The sequence below is a fragment of the Desulfocurvibacter africanus subsp. africanus DSM 2603 genome, from assembly GCF_000422545.1.
GTDB classification, from domain to species: Bacteria; Desulfobacterota; Desulfovibrionia; order Desulfovibrionales; family Desulfovibrionaceae; genus Desulfocurvibacter; species Desulfocurvibacter africanus.
Window position 1 is genome coordinate 1 of sequence record NZ_AULZ01000027.1, and the last position, 24,866, is coordinate 24,866.

Annotated in this window: 19 protein-coding genes; 12 read left to right on the forward strand and 7 right to left on the reverse strand. The window is 60.8% G+C overall.

The window, feature by feature from the left end:
- The first annotated feature begins 298 nt into the window (after positions 1-298).
- Positions 299-772: a GNAT family N-acetyltransferase gene (locus H585_RS0115875; RefSeq protein WP_027368549.1), complete on the forward strand. Its 474-nt coding sequence runs from the start codon at positions 299-301 to the stop codon at positions 770-772.
- Positions 773-811: 39 nt separating this feature from the next.
- Positions 812-1,549 carry a dienelactone hydrolase family protein gene (locus H585_RS0115880; RefSeq protein WP_027368550.1) on the forward strand — a complete coding sequence of 246 codons (738 nt, stop codon included), beginning with the start codon at positions 812-814 and terminating at the stop codon, positions 1,547-1,549.
- Between the two features lie 118 nt (positions 1,550-1,667).
- Here the strand turns inward: H585_RS0115880 and H585_RS0115885 are convergent, their stop codons facing one another.
- The 6 genes from H585_RS0115885 to H585_RS0115910 all read right to left on the reverse strand — a co-directional run bounded on the left by H585_RS0115885 (position 1,668) and on the right by H585_RS0115910 (position 5,116).
- Positions 1,668-2,531 carry a YitT family protein gene (locus H585_RS0115885; protein ID WP_027368551.1) on the reverse strand — a complete coding sequence of 288 codons (864 nt, stop codon included), beginning with the start codon at positions 2,529-2,531 and terminating at the stop codon, positions 1,668-1,670.
- Between the two features lie 89 nt (positions 2,532-2,620).
- Complete coding sequence (locus H585_RS0115890; protein WP_005986192.1) at positions 2,621-3,271, reverse strand: redox-sensing transcriptional repressor Rex; 651 nt, start codon at positions 3,269-3,271, stop codon at positions 2,621-2,623.
- An 89-nt stretch (positions 3,272-3,360) separates the two neighbouring features.
- Entirely contained in the window at positions 3,361-3,684 is a 324-nt protein-coding gene (locus H585_RS0115895; RefSeq protein ID WP_005986190.1) for an ATP synthase subunit c family protein, read from the reverse strand.
- Between the two features lie 80 nt (positions 3,685-3,764).
- Positions 3,765-4,448, reverse strand: coding sequence for a F0F1 ATP synthase subunit A (atpB, locus tag H585_RS0115900; RefSeq protein WP_014259003.1), 684 nt, complete (start codon positions 4,446-4,448; stop codon positions 3,765-3,767).
- A 1-nt stretch (position 4,449) separates the two neighbouring features.
- Positions 4,450-4,824, reverse strand: coding sequence for an ATP synthase subunit I (locus H585_RS0115905; RefSeq protein ID WP_005986186.1), 375 nt, complete (start codon positions 4,822-4,824; stop codon positions 4,450-4,452).
- A gap of 25 nt (positions 4,825-4,849) precedes the next feature.
- Positions 4,850-5,116: an AtpZ/AtpI family protein gene (locus H585_RS0115910; RefSeq protein ID WP_005986184.1), complete on the reverse strand. Its 267-nt coding sequence runs from the start codon at positions 5,114-5,116 to the stop codon at positions 4,850-4,852.
- Positions 5,117-5,417: 301 nt separating this feature from the next.
- Here H585_RS0115910 and H585_RS0115915 point away from each other — a divergent pair, with 301 nt between their 5' ends.
- The 10 genes from H585_RS0115915 (at position 5,418) to ychF (ending at position 22,663) form a co-directional block, all read left to right on the forward strand.
- The gene (locus H585_RS0115915; protein ID WP_027368553.1) at positions 5,418-7,838 is read left to right on the forward strand and encodes a Lon protease family protein; all 2,421 of its coding nucleotides are present in this window, start codon (positions 5,418-5,420) and stop codon (positions 7,836-7,838) included.
- A gap of 50 nt (positions 7,839-7,888) precedes the next feature.
- Entirely contained in the window at positions 7,889-9,145 is a 1,257-nt protein-coding gene (locus tag H585_RS0115920; RefSeq protein ID WP_027368554.1) for an MFS transporter, read from the forward strand.
- Between the two features lie 238 nt (positions 9,146-9,383).
- Positions 9,384-10,154, forward strand: coding sequence for a hypothetical protein (locus H585_RS0115925; protein WP_014259006.1), 771 nt, complete (start codon positions 9,384-9,386; stop codon positions 10,152-10,154).
- A 51-nt stretch (positions 10,155-10,205) separates the two neighbouring features.
- Positions 10,206-10,709: a LysM peptidoglycan-binding domain-containing protein gene (locus tag H585_RS0115930; RefSeq protein ID WP_014259007.1), complete on the forward strand. Its 504-nt coding sequence runs from the start codon at positions 10,206-10,208 to the stop codon at positions 10,707-10,709.
- Between the two features lie 149 nt (positions 10,710-10,858).
- Positions 10,859-12,685: a triose-phosphate isomerase gene (locus H585_RS0115935; RefSeq protein WP_027368555.1), complete on the forward strand. Its 1,827-nt coding sequence runs from the start codon at positions 10,859-10,861 to the stop codon at positions 12,683-12,685.
- 21 nt (positions 12,686-12,706) lie between these two features.
- Positions 12,707-13,486 (forward strand): septal ring lytic transglycosylase RlpA family protein, encoded by a 780-nt coding sequence (locus tag H585_RS0115940; protein WP_027368556.1) that lies wholly within the window; start codon positions 12,707-12,709, stop codon positions 13,484-13,486.
- Between the two features lie 878 nt (positions 13,487-14,364).
- A complete protein-coding gene (locus H585_RS0115945; RefSeq protein WP_027368557.1) occupies positions 14,365-20,172 on the forward strand; it encodes a PAS domain S-box protein in 5,808 nt (1,935 codons plus the stop codon).
- A 217-nt stretch (positions 20,173-20,389) separates the two neighbouring features.
- Entirely contained in the window at positions 20,390-20,848 is a 459-nt protein-coding gene (locus tag H585_RS0115950; RefSeq protein ID WP_014259011.1) for a response regulator, read from the forward strand.
- A 119-nt stretch (positions 20,849-20,967) separates the two neighbouring features.
- Entirely contained in the window at positions 20,968-21,423 is a 456-nt protein-coding gene (locus tag H585_RS0115955) for a response regulator (RefSeq protein WP_027368558.1), read from the forward strand.
- A 139-nt stretch (positions 21,424-21,562) separates the two neighbouring features.
- Positions 21,563-22,663, forward strand: coding sequence for a redox-regulated ATPase YchF (gene ychF / locus H585_RS0115960; protein WP_014259013.1), 1,101 nt, complete (start codon positions 21,563-21,565; stop codon positions 22,661-22,663).
- A 1,085-nt stretch (positions 22,664-23,748) separates the two neighbouring features.
- Here the strand turns inward: ychF and H585_RS0115965 are convergent.
- Positions 23,749-24,654 (reverse strand): PilZ domain-containing protein, encoded by a 906-nt coding sequence (locus tag H585_RS0115965; RefSeq protein ID WP_027368559.1) that lies wholly within the window; start codon positions 24,652-24,654, stop codon positions 23,749-23,751.
- Positions 24,655-24,866 lie beyond the last annotated feature (212 nt).

The following is a 24,866-nucleotide window of genomic DNA, read 5'->3' on the forward strand; positions in this document are numbered from 1 at the left end:
GGAAACCCTTTGAAAAGGGTTCTCCCCTCCCCGAACCCCACCCCTTCCTAAACTTTTTGGTTTCATCGCGGCCCGGAATCCCCGAATAGATTCCGGGCCTTTGAACATATTTTTGGCTGCCGACAGACAAAGACCACGAGATCCCAGCAATGTTTCCCTTAGAGCATTTTGCTTTTGAAAATGCTCTGCAAGCCATGCGTCGGCATGGCTTGCCGCTAGCTTCGGCGTAGGCGCAATTCACTTGCGCCGTCAACGCCGGAGCGGGCGTCTTAAAAGCAATCTGCTCTAGGAGCTGACGATGGATGTGTGCTTGGCGACAATGCAAGACTATGATGACTGGTTGATCCTCGCTCGCGAGGTTGAACACCTCTTTGGGCCCATGGCTGACGAGACTTCGTTCCAGGAAGCCTTGCGGCAGTTACTCGCCATGAAGCAGGCCTTCTGCGTGCGTGATGGAGACGGTGGGTCTGGCTGCACATTGCTTGGTGGCATAGCCATCGATGTAGGAGAGAACGCCATTGCCTGGCTTGCGGTAGCGACGCAGGCTCAGGGCCGAGGAATTGGCAAGGCGCTGCTTATGCGTGCTATCGAGGCGCTCGATCCTGACCGCAACGTGGTGGTACAAACCTTCGCGCCCGAAGTCTTGCAAGGCATCCCGGCGCGCAAGCTCTACCAGCGCTTCGGCTTCATGGATCACGCGCTTGCCGATCCCACGCCCGCTGGAGTTCCCACGGTTGTCATGGTCAGGCTGGCAATCCAACGGAAGGAATAACCCGACACTGTCGCCGGGTTCAACGCGGAGCGGAAACACATGATGAACATAACGCGCACGCCTTTTCCTTATTGCCATGGCGATGCCGATCTCTACGGCGTTCTCGTGCGCGACGAATCCCTTCCGTCGCTCTGTCCCGGCATCCTGCTCATTCACGAATTCACCGGCCTGACAGCGCCCATGCTGGCCCATGCCGAGCGGCTGGCGGGCGAAGGGTACGTCGTGCTTGCCGCCGATATGTATGGCCGGGGCATCCTGCCGGCTGATGCGTCCGAGGCCAGCCGCATCTCGCGCATCTACCGCGACGACCGCAAGCTCATGCGCGAGCGTGCCGCGGCGGGTCTGCGCGCTCTGGCTGCAGTCGAGGGCGTCGACGGGAGCGCAATCGCTGCACTGGGCTTCTCTTTTGGGGGGTGCGTGGCCCTGGAGCTGGCGCGGTCGGGTGCAGAACTGGCGGCGGCCTGCAGTGTGTACGGCTACCTGAACACGCCGTTTCCGGCTGCTCCCGGCGATGTGCGTTGCCCAGTGCTCGCGCTGCACGGCGCGTTGGACAAGGTCGTGCCCATGGCCGTGGTCGCGCCTTTCGTGGAGGAGATGCGCGATGCGGACGTCCAGTGCCGCATGGTCATATACACCGACGCCGGACACGGCTTCTGCAATCCTACAGTGCAGACGGACGCGCGTAGCGGCTCGTTTTATGACCCGAAAATCGCCGAAAGAGCCTGGAAAGACGTGCTGGACTTCCTGCGCGTCGCCCTGCCTTCATCTCACGCCTGATTCAACGCAATTCGCAGATAAGAACTTCGCGGGTCCAGGGGATCGCATCCCCTTGCGGGGTGCAGGGGCAGCGCCTCTGCCGGGTGGGGTTCGGGGAGGGCGGGTCCTTCCCGACTCTTCAGTATTGCTTGCGCCGCGAAAAGCCTTCGCCAAGCACATTGGAGGTCGTGCCCACAATGGTGAAGGCCTTGGGATCGACCCTGTAGATAATTTCTTCCAGGCGCTTGAGCTGTATATTGTTGATGATCGTGAGCATGACTTCCTTGGGCTGGCCCGAATAGGCGCCCATGCCGTGCAGGAGCGTCACCCCTCGGCGCAGATTGGTCTTGATGGAGTCGGTGATTTCCTGCTGCCGGTCGGAGATGATGATGACCATCTTGCGCTGGTTGAACATGCCCAGGAAGTACTCCAGCACCCAGGAGCTGATGAAGATCATGGCCAGCGAGTAGAGCACGTCGTTGGGGTTGAGGAAGAACAGTCCGGCGCCGAACAGGAGCATGTTGAACGTGAAGCCCACTTGTCCCACGCGGATATTGTAGCGCTGGTTGAGGAATATGGCGACGATGTCCGTGCCGCCGGCCGAACCCAGGGAGCGCAGGGAAATGCCCGCGCCTGCGCCCATGAGGGCGCCGCCCGCCATTACGGCCAGGAACTTGTTCTCCAGGACCACGGTCCAGGGCAGCAGTTCGATGAAAAGGGAGAGACTGACCATGCCGAATATGGTGTACAGCACGAAGCGACGGCTTATGAAGATCCAGCCCACGGCCATGATGGGCAGATTGAGCAGGAAATACCAGACTCCCGGGCTAAACAGGTCGGTTACATAGAACAGCAGGAGTCCAAGGCCGGAGATGCCCCCTGTTATGAGCCCATAGGGCAGGGCTACTGCTTTCAGGCCGAAAGCGAATATGGCCGAGCCTGACAGAAGCAGCCAAAGATTCCAGGGAACGGAATAGGACAGATTTCTAAAGCGTTGCGGCATAGCTATGACGATCCTTTGCCTTGAATGAAGACAAAGGCCTAACGGATTTTATGCGGAGGATAAACAGGAAATATCCAAAGACGAGATAACTACTCTTCGGATATTTGCTCGCTGAGGGTGATATTGAAGGCGACGGCAAAAAAGTTGTGGAAGAAATCCACGTACTCAACATAAACCCCAGCAGGCACGGTGATACGCGCGGGCGCGAAGTTGACGAGGCCCTTGACGCCGGCTTCGACCAAGTAATTGGCCGCGCGTTGGGCGCGTTCGGGCGGAGTGGTGATAACGCCCATCTCGATGTTCAGTTCCTGGACTTTTTCCTTGAGGCGACGGGAACAGACCACTTCCAGGCCGGAGATGACTTCGCCGATCTTGAAGGGGTCGCAGTCGAAGGCTCCGACGATATGAAAGCCGCGCTGCTTGAAGAACTTGTGCCTGAGCAAGGCCCGGCCGAGGTTGCCCACGCCGACCAAAGCGCAGTTCCAGACGCGGTTGATGCCCAGCGATTCCTTGATGGAGGTGATGAGGTCCTGGACGTAATAGCCGACTCCACGTACGCCGAACTCACCGAAGTAGGCGAGGTCCTTACGTATTTGGGAAGGGTTCACAGCGCAGATGCGGGCCAAGTGCTCGGAGGAAATGACTTCGGAGCCATCACGCTTAAGATTCTCGAGAACCTCGACGTATACGGCCAGCCGTTGGATCGTAGCTCGGGGAATATGCTGGCTCTTGAGGCTCATTGCTGTATACCGTAGCGCTCCAAATCTAAAATAAATAAGAAAATATGACGAAAAGGAGGCCGCTTACGCGGCCTCCTCCACGAATCGAATTAGCCAAGCATCGGGTTGGCGAAAAGCAGGATCAGGTTGACGACCAGGGCGTAGATGGCCAGGGACTCGATGAAGGCCAGGCCCAGGATCAGGGTGATGGTGATCTTGCCGCCGGCTTCCGGGTTGCGGGCGGTGCCTTCGCAAGCGGCCTTCAGGCCCATGCCCTGAGCGATGCCGCAACCGGCAGCGGCAATGGCCATGCCGAGGGCGGTGGCAAGGGAGGTCATGGAGATGACTTCGGGGGCGATCTCGGCGGCGAAAGCAACGCCGGCGACGGCAACCAGAGCCACGGTGTTCAGGATGGTCATAAGAGCCTTGCGCATGTCACTCACTCCTCAAAGTAGTATAATGTTTTGGTCTAGCGACCGTTTCCCCAGTGTTCGTTCGGGCCGGGACGCGCGGTTTAGTGCGCGTGCTCCAGGGAGCCCTTCAGGTAAATCATGGTCAGCATGAAGAAGATGAACGCCTGGATGGTCTTGGCCAGGCCGAACAGGAAGTACATGGGAATCGTGGCCACGATGGGGGCCATGGAGAAGAGCAGAATGAGCACGATTTCCTCGCCGCGGATGTTGCCGAAGAGTCGCAGGGTGAGCGACAGCGGCCGGGCCAGGTGCGAGAAAACCTCGATGATGAACATGAGCGGAGCGAGCGCGAGGATCGGGCCCATGAAGTGCTTGATGTAGCCGAATCCGTGCTCGCGGATGCCCCAGTAGTTGTAATAGAGGAACACGACGACAGCCATGGCCGCGTTGGTGTTCACGTTGGCCGTGGAGGCGTCACAGCCGGGAATGAGGCCCATCAGGTTGTTGAACCAGATGAAGATGAACAGAGTGGCCAGAATGGTGAAAACCTTGCGGCCCTCTTCACCTATGTTGGCCACGACGAAGTCCTCAAGGCCTCCGATGATGACCTCGAAAAAGTTCTGCAGGCCGCCGGGAACCATGCTCACTCGCTTCTGGACCAGGATGCCCATGGTGATGAGTATGGCCATAACAACCCAAGTGAAAAAGATGTGCGGGGGTACGGGCACGCCCAGCTCGTGCAAAAGAACCGGCACTAATTGATGCGGAAGTCCACCAGCGACCATTTCAAGCCTCCTTCACATTATGACCATGTAACCGGGTTGCACCCCAGTATAGCGCCGTGACCAGAACCGTTGAAAGCCCTGCGAGCAGGGCCCATACCGGTACTTCCAGCCAAACAATGAGCCCGTACAAAGCCGCTCCCGTCAGTATGAGCCGGCCGTAGAAGCGTATGAGCAGCGCTGCCACCGCTCCTTTCTGCATGCGCACGATGTGTTGCACGAACTTGGCCAGCGAATAAAGATTCGCCGACGCGAGCAGCGCACCAGCAGCAAAGGCCAAACCCCAGATCGACAGACGCGCAGCAATCAGGGCCGCAAGCACGAACAAGCCGGCGAGCATGAATTGCGTACGCACAAGCCGCCGGACCTCAAGCTGCATGAAACCTCTACGCAGAAGAGCGCGATCAATCCTTTCCGGAATGCTGGCCAGAGTCTTTCCGTTCATATTCTTGAATTCGTTTGACTTCCTCGTACACGCTCTTGAACCCGGCCACTACGCCGAGGATAAGCATGACCAGGGTCAGCCATGGCTTCGTTCCTAGCCATTTATCCAGAAAGTAGCCCGTGGCCAGACCAATGAAGGTGGCCGTAACGAGCTGCAGGCCAATGGTCGTCGCATTGAGGATGACGCCCCATGTTCCGGAGGGTTGCTTCCCCTTTTGAAAGAACATAGCATAAACCTTGAGAACGACGCCTTGCCGGAAAACGGCGGTTCGTTCATTTGTTCACAAGTTGGAGGGCTCTTATCACAGCCCTCGACGGACCGTCAACGCCTTCTCCATGAACAAGGCGGGGAAAACTCTATTTTTCACCTTCGCCGGCCGCTCGTGAAAATGTCGTGTCCGCCTGCCACGCCTGCTCCGGCATATGCCGGCCCCACTTTATCCTGTTGCATCCGTGGACAACCGCCCGGCTTCGATTTACACCCATTTGCCCCCGGCGTCGACGCCGGAATACCCTCTAAAGCTCACCATGGGAAAACCATTGTCATTAGCTCCTGAACGCCTGCGGGCGGGTTTGCAGCCCGAGGCAGTACCCTATGCGGACTCACGACAGATCCCCCGCCGCGAGCGCTTCGAGCCTCCACAGCCGAGAGCCTTGCGCGCCCTGAATCTCGCTGTGAACATTCCCGGCAACGAGTACAACGTCTACCTCTCGGGCGAGGAAAGCCTCGGGCGCACATATTTCCTGCGCCATTTTCTGGAGCCCGTGGCGGCCAAAGCCGATGTGCCTCCCGACGTGCTGTACGTCTACAACTTCGATGACGAGGACCGGCCCAGGGCTCTCCAACTGCCCCCAGGCCAGGGCCGCACCTTGAAGGCCGAACTGGCCAAGGCCGTCGCCCTGCTGCGCGAGCGCATCCCAGGCAGCCTGGAGCAGGACGCTTTTGTCCAGCGCCGTGAGGCCCTGCTCAAGACCTATCAGAGCACCAAGGATGACCTCTATACGCGCATGGAGGATGAGGCCGAAAGCAAGGGCTTCACACTTGGCATGGAAACAGAGGGGCAGCTCTCCCTTTCCCCGCGCGTCAAGGGCAAGACCTTGTCCCTTGAGGAGTTCGAAAAGCTCGACAGCGAGACCCAGCGCACTCTTCGCGGCAAGCGGGACGAACTGCTGGCGGCAATGAACGGCATGCTGCGCCAAGTGCAGGCCGTCGAGCGCGGTTTTACCGAGCAGGAGCGCTCCATCGAGCGGGAATTCGCCTCCAGCGAGGTCCGCGAGATACTGGCCCCATTGCGCGAAAGCTTTGCTTCCCAGGGCAAAGTCATGGATTATCTGGCGGCCCTGGAAAAGGATGTTCTGGCCAACCTGGAACGCTTCGCGACCCGTCCCGAGCAGCAGCCCCAGCCTCAACCACAGCAGCCGCAGGCCGAGCCGGCCCAGGCCGAGGATTTCTGCGGCCGCTACGAGGCCCATCTGCTCGTGGACAATTCGGGCCTGAAAGGCGCTCCCGTCATCGTCGAGGACCATCCAACCTATTTCAATCTGCTGGGCAGCATGGAGCGCGAGAGCGAGCTCGGCGCCCTGTACACCGACTTCACGCTCATCAAGCCCGGCGCATTGCACCGGGCCAACCACGGCTATCTCATCCTCAAGGCCGATGACGTGCTCAACTCCCCTTCGGCCTGGGAAGGCTTGCTGCGGGCCTTGCGCTCGGGCCTGGCGCGCCTTGAAGACCCTTCGGAACACTCGGAGCAGGTGCGTACGCGCACCATCGAGCCCGAGCCCATCCCGCTGCAGGTCAAGATTCTGCTCGTGGGCACGGACGAGATATACGAGCACCTGCTCTACCATGATAGCCGCTTCCGCAAGCTGTTCAAGATCAAGGCCCACCTGCAGAGCCATGTCGCACGCTCCGAAGGCGACATCCTGGGATTCCTGCAGGGCTGCGGAACCATCATCGCGGACGCCGGCCTGCTGCCCTTCGACCGCGAGGCCCTGGCGGGCTTGGTAGACCACGCCTCGCGCATCGTCGAGGACCAGACCAAGCTGTCCCTGCACTATCCGCTCATCCGCGAACTCATGATCGAGGCCTCGGCCATGGCCAAGCTGCAAGGCAAGGACATGGTGGACGCCGCCGTGCTGCACGAGGCCCAGGCCGCGCGGGATTTCCGGGCCAACCTCTACGAAGAGGAGTTCATGGCCGACTACGACCGCGAGATCATCAAGGTCGCCACTTCCGGTTCGGCCGTGGGCCGCGTCAACGGCCTGTCCGTGACCTACTTCGGCGAGTACGAGTTCGGCCTGCCGCACCACATCGCCTGCACCGTGGGCGTGGGCCGCGAAGGCATCGTGGACCTGGAGCGCGAGGCCGAACTGGGCGGCCCGATCCACACCAAGGCCATGATGATCCTCAAGAGCTATCTGCTGGGCCTGTTCGCCTACGACAAGCCGCTCATCCTCTCGGGCTCGCTCTACTTCGAGCAGTCCTATGCCGAGGTGGAAGGCGACTCGGCCTCGGGCGCGGAGCTGGCCGCCCTGCTATCGGCTTTGGCCGAGGCGCCGATCGAACTGTCCCTGGCCTTCACCGGAGCCGTGAACCAGTCCGGGGCCATCATGGCCGTGGGCGGGGTGACCCGCAAGATCGAGGGATTCTTCGAGGTCTGTCGCCGTCGCGGCCTCACCGGCAGGCAGGGCGTGCTCATCCCGGCCGACAACGTGCGCAACCTCATGCTCAAGCCCGAAGTCGTGCGCGCCGTGGCCGACGGCAAGTTCTCCATCTATCCCGTGGCCTGCATCGAGGATGCGCTGGAGCTGCTCACCGGCATTCAGGCCGGCAAGCGCGGCCCTGACGGGACCTTCCCCGAGGGCACGCTCTACCGCCGCGTGGACGACCGCCTGGGGGCCCTGGCCAGGGCCGCGGCCCAGTTCGGCCAAAGCTGGAGGATCTGAAGCCGCGGCGTATCCTGGACCGGCCCGGCCGCAGGCCTTAAGCATTCATCATGAGCACGAGCGAAAAGATCCTCAGCGCGGCGCAGGCCGGATCCGGCCAGTCCGGAGGCCTTTTGCGCGCCTTGCGCCATCGCAATTACCGCCTGTTCTTCGCCGGCCAAGGCATCTCCCTGGTTGGCACCTGGATGCAGACCATGGCCCAGGCCTGGCTGGTCTATCGCCTGAGCGGCTCCAGCCTGGCTTTGGGACTGGTAGGCTTCGCGGGCCAGATCCCCGTGTTCCTGCTGGCCGTGTTCGGCGGCGTGGTGGCCGACGCGCGCAACCGGCGCGCCATCATGCTCTGGACCCAGGCCCTGTCCATGCTCCTGGCCCTGGCCGCGGCGGCCCTGACCCTGAGCGGCGTCGTGCAGGTCTGGCATGTCATGCTGCTGGCCGTGGGCCTGGGCGTGGTCAACGCCTTCGACATCCCGGCCCGGCAGGCCTTCGTCATAGACATGGTCGGACGCCAGGACCTGCATAACGCTATCGCCCTGAACTCCTCCATGTTCAACAGCGCGCGAGTGCTCGGGCCGACCCTGGCGGGCCTGCTGGTGCCCCTGGTAGGCGAAGGCTGGTGCTTCCTGCTCAATGGCGCGAGCTACCTGGCGGTCATGGCCAGCCTGCTGCTCATGCGCCTGCCCCCGGACGCGCCGAAGCCCACCGGGGCTTCGGCCTGGCGCCGTGTGGGTGACGGCCTGACCTTCGCCGCGCATCACACGGCCATACGCACAGTTCTGCTGCTCACCGGATTGAGCAGCTTGCTTGGCACGTCCTACGCGACCCTCATGCCCGTGTTCGCGGACAGAATACTCGGCGGCGGGCCAGGGGCCTTGGGCCTGCTCATGGGCGCGGCCGGGCTTGGAGCCTTTGGCGGAGCCATGCTGCTGGCCGCCCGGCGCGACTCGCTGGGCCTGGGGCGCTGGATCATCCGGGCCGGCGTGGGTTTCGGGCTAAGCCTTGCGGTTTTCTCCCTTTCGCGCCAGCTCTGGCTCTCCGCGGCGCTGCTCGCGCCCGTGGGCTTCTGCATGGTGGTCATGATGGCCTCGGCCAATACCCTGCTGCAGCAGACCACGCCGGACGGTTACCGGGGCAGGGTCATGGCCCTGTTCTCCATTATGGTCGTGGGCATGTCGCCCTTTGGAGCTCTGCTGGCCGGAGCCTTGGCCCATTTGATCGGCCCGCAGCTCACGGTGCTGGCCGGTGGGTTGGCCTGCGTGGCCGCGGCGGCGGGCTTCAGGCCCGGACTGACGCGTTGCGTGGCCCAGTAACGGGCAGCATCCCGCTCTGGCGCTGTCCATGGGCATGCGCGAACCTGTCCCTGATAATTGCTTCCCTTGGAAATAATGCTCCCGTAAACAGCTTGTCACGACTTCACGCAGGGTACTAAGGTAATGAACTGCGGGTCTGCCCGCGACCAAGCGCCGCGCAGCCCGCTCCACCGCCAACGGGGAGGCGAAAGGCGTTCCGCTTTGCGGCCGCCGCCCGGCTTCCCCTCTTGGAGGACCGATGTCCAAAGCTTGGATCAGAGCCAAACGCCCGGCCTTCGTACGCGACGTGCTACGCGACTTCTGCCTGGCCAGTCTCAAGCTGGAAGAGCAGTTTCGCCATAACGATCAGCATAAGCGCCTCAACTTCGACGAAATCCGCGACCTTCTCGGCTTCGAGATGAACAAGGGCCTGCTCTGGCGGCTCAAGGACACGGCGCACCACCTGTTTCGCAACGAACCCGGCGAAAGATTGGTGGGTCGCTTTCTCGATTGGTCCATGGGCTACATTTTTCACGAAACCATCAAGCTCAAGGAGGACGCCTATCAGCAGGCAACTTACGGGCAATGGTTCCGCCAGATGCAGGGTACGGCCATGGCCACCGAGGAATCGGACATAACTCGCGAGCTCTACAAGGTCGTGGAACAGACGCGCGAGTCCATTGAACGCGAAATTGCACGCATACGCTTCATTCTTGCGCACTGCCGCAGACTGTTTCCCCTTTACCTTTGTGAACATAAAGACAACTTGCTTTTGGCGCGCCTGATCTTCGAGGAACAGGGGCTGGTCGAGGAAACCTTTGGCAACGATTTTGCACGGTTGCAACGCGCCATCTACGGCAGCGAACCCGAGCTCATGTACGTGTATGCCTCGAGAAGCCTGCGGCAAGGCGGCTGGATGGAAGATGCGGCCAGGGCCGTGGAGGAAGCCGCGAGATTGTGCAATTCTAGCCCCTTGGTGTTGCAGGAAAAAGAAATTGTTGATAGTTGGCAGAAGAAACTCAAAGTCTGATTCTCGTTTTCCATGGCGAATACTGACCTACAAAAACTAGGAGGAGATACCATGAAGAAGCTCACACTATTCGTGTTGGCCATTGCACTCATGACTGCGTTCGGTTGCGCCAAGAAGCAGACCGCCGCCCAGACTGAACCCGTAGCCCAACAAGAGCAGGCTGTGGAAGAGCCCATGGCTGAGCCGGAGCCTACGCCCGAGCCCGTGGTCGAAGCCGAACCCACGGCGCAGGAGCTGTACGACCAGCGCTACGCTGCACTGCCCACCACGTACACCGTGGAGAAGGGCGACGCCTTGTGGTGGATCGCCGAGTTTCAGCAGATCTACAACGACCCCTTCATGTGGCCGCTCATTTACCAGGCCAACCGTTCCCAGATCAGCAACCCGAACCTGATCGAGCCCGGTCAGGTCCTGGAGATTCCGCGCTCCGGCTTCACGCTGCAGGACATCAAGGCTGCCCGCAAGATGGCCGGCGCGCCCTGGGCGGACCTGGAGCCCGCCGAGACGTCCGTGCTGCCTTCGGACATCCGTTCCGAGCTGGGCTACGGGTTCTAGCCGAGCAGAGACCATAGACCAGCTTTTCTGGATTTTCGCCGCAAGGCATGCTACTGAAAAGGCGTTCCGGTAAATCACCGGGGCGCCTTTTTCAATCCCACCCGAATCAGCACGCACCCGCGCTGTCAACCTATTGGGAGCTTAGACCCATGAGCCTTCTGCATCTAAACAAAACCGAACGCAAGCTGAGCCTGAAGAACCCGGCCAATCCCGAACTCTTCCGGCGCATCTATCCCTACACCAATATCAGCCGCATAAGCTTCGACGATCGCTTCATCATGCCCAGGCCGGCCGACCCCATGTTCATCACGGACACTACGTTTCGTGACGGACAGCAGGCCCGTCCTCCATATTCCGTAGATCAGATCAGTCATATATTCGACCTGTTACATAAGCTAGGCGGCAAGTCCGGGCTCATTCGCGCAAGCGAGTTCTTCCTCTATTCGGACAAGGATCGCCGCGCCGTGGAAGCTTGCCTGGCCAAGGGCTACAAATATCCGCGCGTCACCGGCTGGATCCGGGCCAACGCCAAAGACCTCAAGCTGGTCAAGGACATGGGCCTGACCGAGACGGGCATGCTCACCTCGGTTTCGGACTACCATATTTACTTGAAGCTGCAGAAGAATCGTAAGCAGGCCATGGACGATTACCTTGAAGTGGTCAGCAAGGCCCTGGATTGGGGCATCACCCCCCGCTGCCATTTCGAGGACATCACCCGCGCGGACATCTACGGCTTCTGCATCCCCTTTGCCCAGAAGCTCATGCAATTGTCCAAGGAATACCATCTGCCGGTGAAGATCCGCCTGTGCGACACCATGGGCTACGGCGTGCCCTACCCCGGCTCGGACCTGCCGCGCTCGGTGGCGCGCATCGTGCGCGCCTTCACCGACGAGGCCGAGGTGCCCGGCGAGTGGCTCGAATGGCACGGCCACAACGACTTCCACAAGGTGCTCGTCAACGGCGTGGTGGCCTGGCTCTATGGCTGCGGCGGCATTAACGGCACGCTGCTCGGCTTCGGCGAACGCACGGGCAACTCGCCCATCGAGGCGCTGGTCATCGAGTACATACAGCTCACTGGCGACGACGACGCAGCCGAGACCCCGGTCATCTCCGAGATCGCCGAATACTTCGAACGCGAGTTGGGCTACCGCGTGCCGGACAATTACCCGTTCGTGGGCAAGGACTTCAACGCCACCAGCGCGGGCATCCATGTGGACGGGCTGCTCAAGAACGAGGAAATCTACAACATCTTCGACACGACCAAGCTCCTCAACCGCAAGGTGCCCATCATCATCACCGACAAGTCCGGCCGCGCGGGCGTGGCCTACTGGATCAACCACCAGCTGGGCCTGTCCAAGGACGCGCAGATCGACAAGCGCCACCCGGCCGTGGGCAAGATCTACGAGTCCATCGAAAAAGCCTACCAGGCGGGCCGCACCACATCCTTCTCCAACCAGGAGATGAAGTCCCTGGTCAAACGCTACCTGCCCGAGCTGTTCGCCTCCGAATTCGACCACCTCAAGCAGCTGGCGCACAATCTATCGGCCAGGCTCGTGGTGCGTCTCTCGGAATCCCCCGAGGTGCGCTCCATGAATCCCGATGCGGCGGGCAAGGTCATCGGCGACTTCCTGGCCAAATACCCGGTCATCCAGTTCGTCAACCTGGTGGACACCGATGGCAAGGTGGTGGAACGCGTGGTGGCCAACGAAGAGGACAAGCCTAAATACGCGCCCCTGACTCGAGGCACCGACCTGTCAAGCCGCGAATGGTTCATCACGCCCATGCAGACCGGCAAGCTGCACATCACCAATTTCTACCAGTCGCAGTACACGGGCAAGCTCCTGCTGACCGTGGCCGTGCCCGTGGTGGACGAGCAGGACAACCCGCGCGGCGTGCTCGGCGCGGACATTCGTTTCGAGGAGCTGCTCAAGCGACACGCAGAACTTGATCCGCAAGACCCCACCGAGATGGTGTAGGCGCACGGGGGAAAGCCACTCATGGCAGGATGCAGCCTGAAAGGCTTGGCCGCCGTTCTCATGGCGGTGCTTGCAACCGGCGCTCTATTGACCGCCTGCGCCGGCAAGAGCCCCATCTATCAGCAGAAACACACGATAGCGCAGCCCTCCACAAGGCAGGGCCAAGCGCAATCCAGCCCGAACAAGGGCAAGATCAGGCCGTATACGGTCATGGGTGAAACATACCACCCGCTGAAAAGTGCCGACGGCTATGCCGAGGAAGGCCTGGCCTCCTGGTACGGGCGGGATTTCCACGGAAAGGCCACGGCCAACGGCGAGATGTACGACATGTACAAGCCCAGTGCCGCGCACAAGCTTTTGCCCCTGGGCACGCGCGTGCGCGTCACCAACCTGGAGAACGGCAAGTCCATCTACCTGACCATTAATGATCGGGGACCTTTCGTTAAAGGCCGCATCATCGATCTGTCCTATGAGGCCGCCAACCGTCTGGGCTCGCTTGATAAGGGCGTAGCCATGGTACGCGTGGAAAGCGTGGGCGGCATTCCCGGCGCGGTGGGCGGCAATCTTCCCGGCCCGTTCTACATCCAGGTGGGCTCGTTCACTCAGCGCGACAACGCGGACAAACTCAAGGCCGAGATGTACGCCAGCGGCTACCGCTCCACGCGCCTGGTCGAGGCGCAGGTGGACGGGTCAACCTGGTGGCGCGTGCAGGCCGGCGAATTCCAGAATCTGGCCACGGCCAGGCTGGAACTGAACAGAATAACCTTGAGTTACTCCGAAGCCTTCGTGGTAGCTCGCTGACAATCCGCCTGGAGAAGGGCCGCCTGCCAAGCGGCCCGCTCCTCCTCTCCCAAAGACCTCTTGTGCTTGACGCCGGAGCCGGCCAGATACGGATAGCCGGACGGTTTCCAGCGTCTAGAGCAGATCGCTTTTAAGACGCCCGCTCCGGCGTTGACGGCGCAAGTGAATTGCGCCGTCAACGCCGGAGCTCGCGGCAAGCCATGCCGACGCATGGCTTACAGAGCATTTTCAAAAGCAAATGCTCTAGACACTGTACGCGCTCCTTACTGCAAACACCTTTCACGCTTGAAAGGGCACTCCGCCCAACTGACACCAAGCCACGTGCACGAACGCCTCGCTTTGGCAGCCTAGCCGCGCGGGTATGGTTTCTGCAACACCCCTGTCTAAACCTTTGCGTGCAATTATGGCCGTCGAAATCGGAACCCTTGCGCCTGGGAGGCTTTGCACGACCTGATACCCCAAAAATTTGCCCTGATCATTATTGTATAGACGAGGCGACTTGCACAACCTTATATAGTCTCTAGGCAGATCAATTCATCAAGATTGCAAGATTGCCACTCCTTACCTAACCATTATTACGTTGGGAGGAAGGGTATCAGGGCCTCCACAAAGGCTGCCTCCAACCACTCTGCGCGCATATATGGTCTTCATGAAGGCGGCAGCATCACCATTTCAAATAGCGCTGGGAACACTCCCGCTTCCGGTCCCTATATGCAAAAATGCCAGATGAAAGCCGTGGTTGGCGGCGGCGAATTCCCGCCGTGCTCCTCGGCTCATGGACCAGAAACAGGGGATGTTCAGTTGTGGGGATGTTTGCTCGCGTTACGGTCGGCGCACACTCATGGGCAAATCGCTGCAGCCCACCTCAAGGATAGGGAATGAATAGCAACGTCTTTCCCATCGTAGCCATCTTTGTTTCCGCTGGCGGACTGCAAGCCCTGGAGTCGCTCCTGGCTGGCCTGCCACGAAATCCGGGCTTGGCCCTCGTGGTCGTCATGCAGGGCAAATGGAGCTCGGATGCCTCCCTGCACGGAATCTTGAGCGCGCAGGCTCGCTTTCCAATAATCTGCGCCGGGCACGGCATGGCAGTGCAGGCCGATACGGCCTATGTCATATCGCCAAGCCAAAGCATGAAGATCGAGCACGGTCTCCTGCGCCTGGCGTCATCGGCGGACGAGGTCTTGAAGCCGCACCCGTTCGATCGGTTCTTGCGCTCGCTAGCCGTGGATCGCGGGCCATGCGCGGCCTGCGTCATGCTTTCCGGCGCGGGCCTGGACGGTATCGCAGGTCTGCGTGCGATACGCGCCGCCGGGGGGTTGTGCCTGATCCTGGAAGGGGGCGAGATCCAAGACGGCCTGCCGCGCAAGGCTGTCCAGTCCGGTCTGGCAGATTTCGTCCTGCCTGCGGCGAGCATGGGCGGAACGCTCCTTGACCTCGTCTCTTGCCGAACTCGCAGCCGGCAAGGCAGCCAAAACGACGGCCCGCGGTTACCAGACGACGCGCAGAGCCTAGCCGCCATCATATCGGCCGTTCAACAAGCCGCGGGGCAGGATTTCTCCCAGTACAAGCACAGCACGTTGCTCCGGCGCACGCACAAGCGCATGCTGGCGGTCGGGGCGGCCACGCTGCAGGACTACGCCCGCCTCGTGGCCACGGATGAGGATGAAGCCAGAGCGCTCAAGGACGACCTGCTCATCGGCGTCACGAGGTTCTTCCGCGACCACGAGGCATTTGATCTTCTCGCCAGACGGGTCTTGCCCGAGGTCCTTGCCCGCAGCCCGCAAGACGATCTGGTCCGCATATGGTGCGTTGGCTGCTCCACGGGAGAGGAGGCCTATTCAGTGGCCATGCTGTTCCTGGAGCACATGGAGCAGACCGGAGATAAACGCGGGCTACAGGTCTTCGCAACGGATGCCGACTTCGAAGGCATCGAGGCCGCGCGTGCCGGAATCTACTCCGCTGCCGCGGCGGCGGACATAGGCGAGCGGCGCCGCAGGCGCTTCTTCATGCCAGAAGGCGAATACTTCCGCGTCCTCCCGAAACTGCGCGACTCGATAGTTTTCGCCGTGCAGGATCTGCTGCGCGATCCGCCCATCATGCGCATCGACCTGATCGTTTGCCGCAACATGCTCATCTACCTGGACAGCCCGGCCCAGAAGGTCGCGGCGCAGATATTCTTCCAGTCGCTGCATCCGGGCGGCTTCCTTCTGCTTGGGCCGTCGGAGACACTGGGGGGTTGCGGCGAGCTGTTCCAGGTCGAGGACAAAAAATGGAAACTCTTCAAGCGCCGGCCTTCGGCCACGCTTCCCAAGGGTGCGCTGCTGACCATGCCGGTCCGGCGCATCGCCTCCATCGGGAGCGAGCAACGCGTTCAGCTTAAGCCGGCCGAGGATCTCGGCCTGACGCTGTTGCGCACGCTTGCGCGGCGATACGGCCGTCCGGCGCTGCTGGTCGGCGAACGCAACGAGATCCTGCACTCTTTTGGGGATCTTGGCCCCTATCTGAGCTTTCCGGAGGGCGAGCCGACAAACTCCCTGTTCCGCACCGCGCGGCCGTTCCTGCGGCCGCACCTCCGCGCTGCGCTGCATAAGTGCCGCAAGGACAGGGTGCCGGTCGCGCTTGAAGACCTGCATGACGATGGTTCCGCCACTCCGCGATTCCGGCTGACGGTTTCGCCTCTGGAGGCCGACGGTTCGCCAGGGGTGCTGCTGGTGGTCTTCGAGGCGTCCGAGAGACGCGAGGAGAGCGAAACGCTCGATCAAGTGCGTATCGCTCCCACGGCGCTTGGCAGCAACGAACTCGTGCGCCGCCTGGAGGATCAACTGCGGGTGACGGGAGAGGAACTCCAGGACATGCTCGCCCGGCATGAGTCCACGCATGAGGAGCTGAGCGCGGCCAACGAGGAGCTCATCTCCATGAACGAGGAACTGCAGTCCTCCAACGAGGAGTTGGAAAGCTCACAGGAAGAACTGCAGGCCATGAACGAGGAGCTCTATGCGCTAAATACCGAGCTTCAGGCCAAGGTCGCCGAGTTGGCCGATCTCAATTCAGATATCGAGAATCTCTTCCGCAGCACGGAGATAGCCACGATCTTCCTGGATCAACGCTTATCCATCAAACGCTTCACGCCTCGGGCCACGGACATCTTCCACCTGCGGCAGGAAGACCGCGGCCGGCCTTTGTTCCAATTGGCGAGCCTGCTGGAAAGCGGCCAGGAGGATGCCCTGGCGGAGGATTGCCGCCGCGCCTTAACTGAGCTGGCCAGCATCGAAAAGGAGGTTCGCTCCAAGCCCGGCCGGACCTTCCATGTTCGGATATCCCCATATCACTCGCTGGCGAATGTGATCGAGGGCCTGGTCCTGATCTTCGTTGATATTACCGAACGCAAAGCCATGGAGGAGGAACTGCGCCAGCACCGTGACGAGCTGGAACGCCTGGTGGCCGAGCGCACTAACGAACTGGCCACGGTCAACGCAGCGCTCACGGCCCTGTTGGCCGACGTCGAAACGGCCAGGAACGAGGCGCAGCAGCGGGCGCGAGAACTCGATGCGGCCATCTCCTCCATGACTGAAGGCATCATGCTCTTCGACCAGGACAAGCGGCTCGTCAAGATCAACCAGGTCGCCCAGGACATGTTCGGCTACACGAAAGAGATGCTGGCTCTTTCTCTAAAAGACAGAGCCGGCCCCCTGCTCGCGGAGACACTTGACGGCCAGCCTGTTGTTTTCGACTCGCTGCCGATCATGCGGGCCTTTGGTGGGGAAACCGTGCGGGACATGGAGATCAAGTACGGCATACCTGGCCGCAGCGAACCCCTGTACGCTTCTGTTTCAGCGGCCCCGGTCCAATTGCCCGACGGCAGGCAGATCGGAGCCATAGTCACCTTCGCGGACATCGGCCAGCGCATCAAGGCGGACAGGCTCCTGCGGGCAAGCGAGGAGCGCTTCCGGGCCACATTCGAGCAGGCCGCGGTCGGTATCGCACACCGCGGCCCCGGCGGCGTATTCATTCAAATGAACGACCGGTACTGCGAGATCGTCGGTCGTTCCCGTGAAGAGCTGCTGGGCTTGAAAAGTCAGGACATCACGCATCCCGACGACGTGGACGAGGATCTTGAACTGACCGGCCGCCTCATGAGCGGGCAAATCGGCACATACTCCAGGGAAAAGCGCTACCTGCGCAAGGACGGTTCCCCGGCCTGGGTCAGTCTCAGCGTCTCCCTTGTCAAGGGGCCTGACGGCGAGCCGGTCTACGCCATCGCCGTGGTGCAGGATATCTCAGCCCGAAAACAAGCCGAGGAACGTGCCGAAAGCGTGGCCAAGTTCCCGGAGCAGAATCCCTATCCCGTGCTCCGTTTCGACAGGAGCGGGACGCTGCTATACGCAAACAAGGCCAGCCGGCTGCTTGTGGGCTCCCCGGAATCCCCACTGGGAAAGACATCAGGCGACCTTCTGGAGACAATCCGGCAAGCGGTCAGAATGGGCCAACGGCGGGATATGGAGGTTTTCCTGGACGGCAGCGCCTATCTTCTGGCGATAGCGCCCATACCGGACCAGGATTACGTGAATGTATACGGCATGGACGTGACCGCGCTCACCAGGGTTCAGAACGCCCTGCGGGAGAGCCAGGCGGACTTGGATCGCGCCCAGACCGTGGCACAGACCGGAAGCTGGCGGCTCGATATCCGGCGAAACGAGCTGATCTGGTCCGACGAGACCTACCGCTTGTTCGGAATTCCCCATGGGACGCCGCTGACATATGAGCTGTTTCTGTCCCGAGTGCACCCCGACGACCGGGAGCAAGTGGCCACGAAGTGGACGGCCGCCATTCAGGGCGAGGCTTACGATATCGAGCACAGGATCGTCGTGGCCGGCGCAGTGAAGTGGGTCCGCGAGGTCGCGGAACTGGAGTTCGACGGGAAAGGCGAGCTGCTCGGCGGATTCGGGACAGTCCAGGACATTACCGACCGCAAGCGGATGGAGCAGGAACTCATCCTGGCCAAGGAAAAAGCCGAACAGCGGGCCAGGATCGAGGAAAGACTCGCTCAGGCCGCTCAGGACCTGTCCACGGCGCGCGACTTGGAGTCGATCATGACCGTCGTGCGCACGTCGACCAGGGAGTTGACCGGCGCGGACGGTGTTTCGTTCGTCCTGCGCGATGGAGACAAATGCTTTTACGCCGACGAGGACGCCATCGAGCCCCTGTGGAAGGGCCAGCGCTTTCCCATGGAAATGTGCATTAGCGGCTGGGTCATGCTCAACCGGCAGACCGCTGTGATCAAGGACATCTACGCCGACCCGCGCATCCCCATGGACACCTACCGGCCGACCTTCGTCAAGAGCCTGGCCATGGTGCCCGTGCGCAGCGCGAATCCCGTGGCCGCCATCGGCGCTTACTGGGCCGCCGAGCACAACCCCGAACCAGACGCGGTAAGATTCCTGCAATCCCTGGCGGACCTGACTTCCGTGGCCATGGACAACGTGCGGCTCTACGACGAGTTGCGGCAGTGGGCGGATGCGCTGGAGGCGCAGAAGGAGGTCGCCGAGCAGGCCACCAGGGCCAAGAGCGAATTCCTGGCCAACATGAGCCATGAAATCCGCACGCCCATGAACGGCATCCTCGGCATGAACGAACTCGCGCTGATGCGCGTAAACGATGCGCAGGCCAGGGAGTACCTGCTGCTGGCCAAGAAGTCCGGCCTGGCCCTCCTGGACATCATCAACGACATCCTGGACCTCTCCAAGATCGAAGCCGGCAAGATCGCTTTGGACCAGGAGCCCTTCGACCTGCGCGACGTTCTCGACTCCACGCTCAAGCCCCTGTCGCTGGGCGCGGACGAAAAAGGGCTGCACATCCATCATACCCTTGAGGACTGCGCGCCGGAGCGCCTGATCGGCGACAAGGGCCGTCTGCGGCAGGTGCTCACCAATCTCGTGAGCAATGCGGTCAAATTCTCCGAGCAGGGCGTGGTGCGGGTAACCGTAAGCAGCAACGGCGAAGCCTCGTCCCCGGACCGCACGCAACTGCTGTTCACGGTCGCGGACCAGGGCATCGGCATCCCTCCGGACAAGCTTGCCTCCATCTTCGAGAGCTTCGCCCAGCTCAAATCCTCGGCGCACATCAAGTACGGAGGCACGGGTTTGGGCCTGACCATCTGCAGGCAGCTCGTGGAGCTCATGGGCGGCAGCATCTGGGCCGAGAGCGAAGTCGGCAAGGGTTCGACCTTCTTCTTCACCATCGAATGCGACGTGGCGCAAGAAGAGGAGCCCAAGGCTGAAACAGGCCGTCCGCAAAAAGCGCTTCAGAAGCGCAGGCTAAAGGTGCTGCTGGCCGAGGACAACAAGGTGAACCAGCTTCTGGCCATGGAGCTGCTCCGGCGCAAGGGCCACACGGTCAGCCTGGCGGAAAACGGACGCGAAGCCCTCGACAAGCTTTCCGCGGATTCCTTCGACCTCGTGCTCATGGACGTGCTCATGCCGGAGATGGACGGCGACGAGGCCGCCAAGCGCATACGCGCGGGCGAGGCGGGCGATCCCAAAATTCCCATCGTGGCCCTGACCGCTTACGCCCTCAAGGGCGATCGCGAAAAACTATTGGACGCCGGCATGGACGATTATCTCTCCAAGCCCATCGACCTGGAGGAGTTTGACCAAGTACTGGAACGCCTGTTCACGACGAACGACTGAGCGAGTAATCAGCAGGCCGGCAACTATCAGCCTGTGTATTATGCAATACCCTCGGTCCGTATTATCGGCGATAGGTTTGCGTTAAGGCGCATTTTCATTTTACTGCTTGACTAAGGGTGGGAATATTTTGTTATTGTTGCTTAATTGGATAGGACTGATCTCATGCATCCGCAACCTGCATGACGCCCAGCTAAATATTTCCGGAGAAATCAACTGAATGACGGACAGCACACGAATTCTCATCGTGGACGATGATCCGCTTAGCCTGGTCGCCTTCGGTGCCATGCTTGAGAAGCACTTTCCCGTGGACACGGCCACCGGTCCCGCCCAGGCCTTGGAGCGGCTCGAAGCGCACCCTCCCTATGCCGTCGTAATTTCGGATATGTATATGCCCGGTATGGACGGCATTGATTTCCTGGCCGAAGCCGGCCGTCTGAGCCCCAGCACGGTGAAAATCATGCTCACGGGGCATGCCGATCTGGAAACGGCCATGGCCGCAGTGAACAAGGGCCACGTATTCGGCTTCTTCAGCAAGACATGCCAGCCACAGACCCTGGTCACCGCCGTGCGCAAGGCCGTTGCCGAGCACCACAAGCACGGCGCGCGCACCGGCCGCCCTTTCTCCAAAGGCAAGCTGCTGACCAGGGAGGAGTTCGATTTCCTTACCAGCCAATGATCCTGCCACGCGATACCGACTTGCCCTTGAACGGCAAGTGATTAATCAGTATTGAGCAATCCGGCCCTAACCCGCGCGGGCCAATCCCTCATCTCCCTCCACTGCCGCGGGGAGGCCCCATGATCGAACGCGTGCTCCTGGTGGACGACGATCCCGTATTCCTCGCCGTGTACCAGGGCGTCCTTTCCCAGCACTTCCAGGTGCAAACCGCCGAGGGCCCCGAGCGTGCCTTGGCGTTGGTGCGCGATCAAGGGCCATTCGCCGTGATCATCTCGGACATGCATATGCCCGGCATGGACGGCCTGTCCTTCCTGGAACGTATCCGGCACATCAGCCCGCGCACGGTGAAGATCATGCTCACCGGCCTGCCAGACCTGCAAACAGCCATGGCCGCGGTGAACGTAACCGGTGTTTTCGGCTTTTTCAGTAAAGAGTGCGACTCGTCGGAACTGGTGGACAAGGTGCGCGCGGCCATCGCCGAATACCGCAAACGCACGGTCCATAGCGCTGAAACTATTCCAGCTTCGGAAATCCTTACCAAGGAAGAGAAGGAGTTCTTCTTCAAGAAGGACTAGGGACGGCCAGGTCATCGCGGCAACGAGTCCTTGGGCGAATCTCCTTTTTCTGATAAGCGAGGCCGGCCGGCCCGAAGTGCCGAGGCGGCCAGGCTGACTGCCAAGCCCTACCGCCGTCATCACAAAAAGGAGAACCACCATGGCTCTGTCCATAGGCATCGTGGGCCTGCCCAATGTGGGCAAGTCCACACTTTTCAATGCACTCACCAAGGCCCAGAACGCCGAGTGCGCCAACTACCCCTTCTGCACCATCGAACCCAACAAAGCCGTTGTGCCTGTGCCGGACGAGCGGCTGAACGCGCTGGCCAAGCTGGTTAAGCCACAGAAGGTCGTGCATGCCACGGTGGACTTCGTCGACATCGCGGGCCTGGTAAAGGGCGCGAGCAAGGGTGAGGGCCTGGGCAACAAGTTCCTGGCCAACATCCGCGAGGGCCAGGCCATTCTGCACGTGGTGCGCTGTTTCGATACCGGCGACGTTGTGCACGTGGACGGCTCCGTGGACCCCCTGCGCGACATCGAAACCATCGATACCGAGCTGATCCTGGCCGACCTGCAGCTCGTGGAGAACCGGGCGGATCGCCTGGCCAAGCAAATCAAGGGTGACAAGAAGCTCCAACCCGTGCTCGACGCGGCCAAGGCCCTTGCCGAGCATTTGGGCAAAGGCGAGCCGGCCGCGACTTTCGAAGGCCGTGAGACCGACGCCGGCAAGATGCTCTTCAACGAGCTGGGCCTCATCACGGCCAAGAACGTCATCTACTGCTGCAACGTGGACGAGGAGAGCCTGGCCGAGGACAACGCCCATGTGACGCGCGTGCGCGAACTGGCGGCCCAGCGCGGCGCGCCGGTGGTCAAGATCTCGGCCAAGGTGGAGGAGGAGCTGGTGGGCATGTCCGACGAGGAATACCTTGAGTTCCTGACCTCCTTCGGGGTTAAGGAATCGGGCCTGGCCCAGGTCATCCACACGGGCTACGCTTCCTTGGGCCTCATCAGCTACTTTACCGCCGGCGTAAAGGAAGTCCGCGCCTGGACCATCCGCAAGGGCTGGAAAGCGCCCCAGGCCGCCAGCGTCATTCACACGGACTTCGAGCGCGGCTTCATCCGCGCCGAAGTCATTGCCTACGGAGACTACATGGCCTGCGGCTCCGAGTCGGCCTGCCGCTCCAAGGGCCTACTGCGCGTGGAAGGCAAGGAATATGAGGTTAAAGACGGCGACGTCATGCACTTCCTGTTCAACGTCTAAAGCATAAAAGCCCGGGAAGCTCACCTTCTACGGTTATCCCACTTGCCCGGACCATCTTCGGATAATACGCGCCATTCTAATGGGAAAGACAAGGCATTAACTTAACGGATTATCTAAACTTCCTGAACATAGCGCCTCGTCGGAATTTCTGCTCCGGCGAGGCGCTGTCTTTTGGAGCGGCACCCCCCGTATCACTCTTGCGACGGCCATTCAGCACTTCCCGCCCAACCCGTCCATGAAAGGCGACCCGCAGCGGCCGTGACTTTCCTTGAGACATGCAAGTACGGCCAGAGCCAGCATTTCTTTTTTCCTCTTCAATGTCTGGTGTTTGCGATGAGTGCAGAAATAATTCTTATTGTTTCCAAGATTTGCATCTGCATTATGTCATAAAAAAATATGCAGATGGGTCTTTACAGACATCTGGCGACAAGAGTAAAAGGGAATCAATGCATCGGGACGGTCCCTTTGCAGATTGGGTTCACAGTAACGGAGGGTTGCTATCGTTAAGCCATCTCCCCATAACCGGCATTTGAGTGCCGCCACAAGATTCGCCAGTGCGCGATGAAGTTCCCGGCTCCTCGCCGATGGGAAACAGCCGTTCCAACGGCTCACCGCGCCTACGGCGAATCTTTTTGAGCCCCGCCTCCTTTTCTCCCCGATCCCTCTTTCCAGCGCCTCTGATCTAGCCTGCGACCATAAGCTCAAGGCTTACAGCCCCACATCACGCTTGCGGCGAAGAGTCCGCGCTCCAGCCGATGTCCCCAGATGATGCCCAAGATGCAGCAAAGCGCAAGGATCGACGTCCGCCGTTTATAACCCAGCACAATGGTTTGTCGGTATTTTGCAAGAAGAGTTGCCGCGAAAAGCAGCCCAAAGCATGTCGGGGACGATGTGCAAGGCATAACCGCACCCTCGCGCGAGGGCGGTCCGCCAGAGCAACTCGTCAATGAAGTTGGAGGGCCAGGGAAAACTTTCCCGGGGGGGAGGGGCCTGGGGAGGGCAAAACCCTGCCCAGCTTTTACGCGACTTGTGTCAGGTGCATGTACGACGAATCCTGCTTGCGCTGCGATTCTAGACAGACGGGCTCAGATGGAAGCTTGCAGCCTGGCCTGTTCCAAATGGCGCTGGAATACCCAATCGGTGAGCACGGGCACGCCATCCGCGGGTAGGCGAGACCAGAGCAGTTCCCCTTCCCCGCCCTGACTGGCCATACCGATGAACTGCAGACCAAGGTCCACTGTCTGGCCCTGGTCAGCCACGGCCGCGCTGCGGATGACCGCGAATAAAACCAGCGGGGCGGACCAGGACTGGCCTCCATCCCACAGGCGCATACGCAGGAAGAACCTGCGGCCTTTTTGGAAAGACAGGCCGTGCATCATCTTCTGGCGGATGACGGTGGGCGAAAGGCGCAGGCGCATGCCGCTGGCGGACATGTCCATGATGCGCAGTTGTGATTCCTCATTCGAGTGCACGAGATCGGCCGGGCCCCATTCGTCGAGTTTGCCTTCCTGACCGGACTTGAGGAGTTTGGCGGCCCAGAGTTCGGCACATACGCTCTGACTCTCCACTGGCTCGATACGCAGAGTAGAGCGGGATAGGACCTCCATGCTCCTGGGCAACTCCAGGATGGCCATGCGGAATCCGAGCTTGGTCACACCAGCCTCGAGCAGGTTGGAGGAGAAACGACAGAAGCTCAGCTTGCCGTCCCGGCGCACGCCCATGAAGCCGATGGCTTCACGGTTCTTTAGATCGCTCAGGCAGACGCCGTGCTCCCTGATCTCCATGTAGACCCGCCCCTGGCGGAGCTGATAAGGCGTGCCGTGGATGGCCGCCATCTGGTCGCCCTCGCCAGGCAAAAGCAGTTCAAGGGAGGCGCCCTGCTCCATGGCCGACTCGAACCAAGCCTTGGCTTCGCTGACCACGTCATCTTTGGCGGGTGCAGCGTCGGCGTTTCTACGCCAGGGTAAAATGCCCAGGAGCTTGGCCTTCATGATTCACCTTGTTTAAATGCTTTCCTGCCAGATTATACCGGAATGTCCATTGACTATCCATACTATCTGGACAGCGTTCATGTCTTACATTTAAAAATGTGCGCAGGTAAAGTTAAAAGACAACTCAGCCTCGACACGGCGAATCATAGCGAGCCGACAGCCCGCTTCGTATTCCTACGGCACTTACACTTGTCAGCAGCCACCTTCCGCTT

Bases quoted from the DNA above. Each gene is read 5' to 3' on its own strand.
- ychF (WP_014259013.1), top strand. From the start codon at position 21,563: ATGGCTCTGTCCATAGGCATCGTGGGCCTGCCCAATGTGGGCAAGTCC.
- H585_RS0115885 (WP_027368551.1), bottom strand. From the start codon at position 2,531: ATGCCGCAACGCTTTAGAAATCTGTCCTATTCCGTTCCCTGGAATCTT.
- H585_RS0115875 (WP_027368549.1), top strand. From the start codon at position 299: ATGGATGTGTGCTTGGCGACAATGCAAGACTATGATGACTGGTTGATC.
- H585_RS0115945 (WP_027368557.1), top strand. From the start codon at position 14,365: ATGAATAGCAACGTCTTTCCCATCGTAGCCATCTTTGTTTCCGCTGGC.
- H585_RS0115935 (WP_027368555.1), top strand. From the start codon at position 10,859: ATGAGCCTTCTGCATCTAAACAAAACCGAACGCAAGCTGAGCCTGAAG.
- H585_RS0115930 (WP_014259007.1), top strand. From the start codon at position 10,206: ATGAAGAAGCTCACACTATTCGTGTTGGCCATTGCACTCATGACTGCG.
- H585_RS0115920 (WP_027368554.1), top strand. From the start codon at position 7,889: ATGAGCACGAGCGAAAAGATCCTCAGCGCGGCGCAGGCCGGATCCGGC.
- H585_RS0115915 (WP_027368553.1), top strand. From the start codon at position 5,418: ATGGGAAAACCATTGTCATTAGCTCCTGAACGCCTGCGGGCGGGTTTG.
- H585_RS0115940 (WP_027368556.1), top strand. From the start codon at position 12,707: ATGGCAGGATGCAGCCTGAAAGGCTTGGCCGCCGTTCTCATGGCGGTG.
- H585_RS0115895 (WP_005986190.1), bottom strand. From the start codon at position 3,684: ATGCGCAAGGCTCTTATGACCATCCTGAACACCGTGGCTCTGGTTGCC.
- H585_RS0115965 (WP_027368559.1), bottom strand. From the start codon at position 24,654: ATGAAGGCCAAGCTCCTGGGCATTTTACCCTGGCGTAGAAACGCCGAC.
- H585_RS0115910 (WP_005986184.1), bottom strand. From the start codon at position 5,116: ATGTTCTTTCAAAAGGGGAAGCAACCCTCCGGAACATGGGGCGTCATC.
- H585_RS0115955 (WP_027368558.1), top strand. From the start codon at position 20,968: ATGATCGAACGCGTGCTCCTGGTGGACGACGATCCCGTATTCCTCGCC.
- H585_RS0115950 (WP_014259011.1), top strand. From the start codon at position 20,390: ATGACGGACAGCACACGAATTCTCATCGTGGACGATGATCCGCTTAGC.
- H585_RS0115905 (WP_005986186.1), bottom strand. From the start codon at position 4,824: ATGCAGCTTGAGGTCCGGCGGCTTGTGCGTACGCAATTCATGCTCGCC.
- H585_RS0115880 (WP_027368550.1), top strand. From the start codon at position 812: ATGATGAACATAACGCGCACGCCTTTTCCTTATTGCCATGGCGATGCC.
- atpB (WP_014259003.1), bottom strand. From the start codon at position 4,448: ATGGTCGCTGGTGGACTTCCGCATCAATTAGTGCCGGTTCTTTTGCAC.
- H585_RS0115925 (WP_014259006.1), top strand. From the start codon at position 9,384: ATGTCCAAAGCTTGGATCAGAGCCAAACGCCCGGCCTTCGTACGCGAC.
- H585_RS0115890 (WP_005986192.1), bottom strand. From the start codon at position 3,271: ATGAGCCTCAAGAGCCAGCATATTCCCCGAGCTACGATCCAACGGCTG.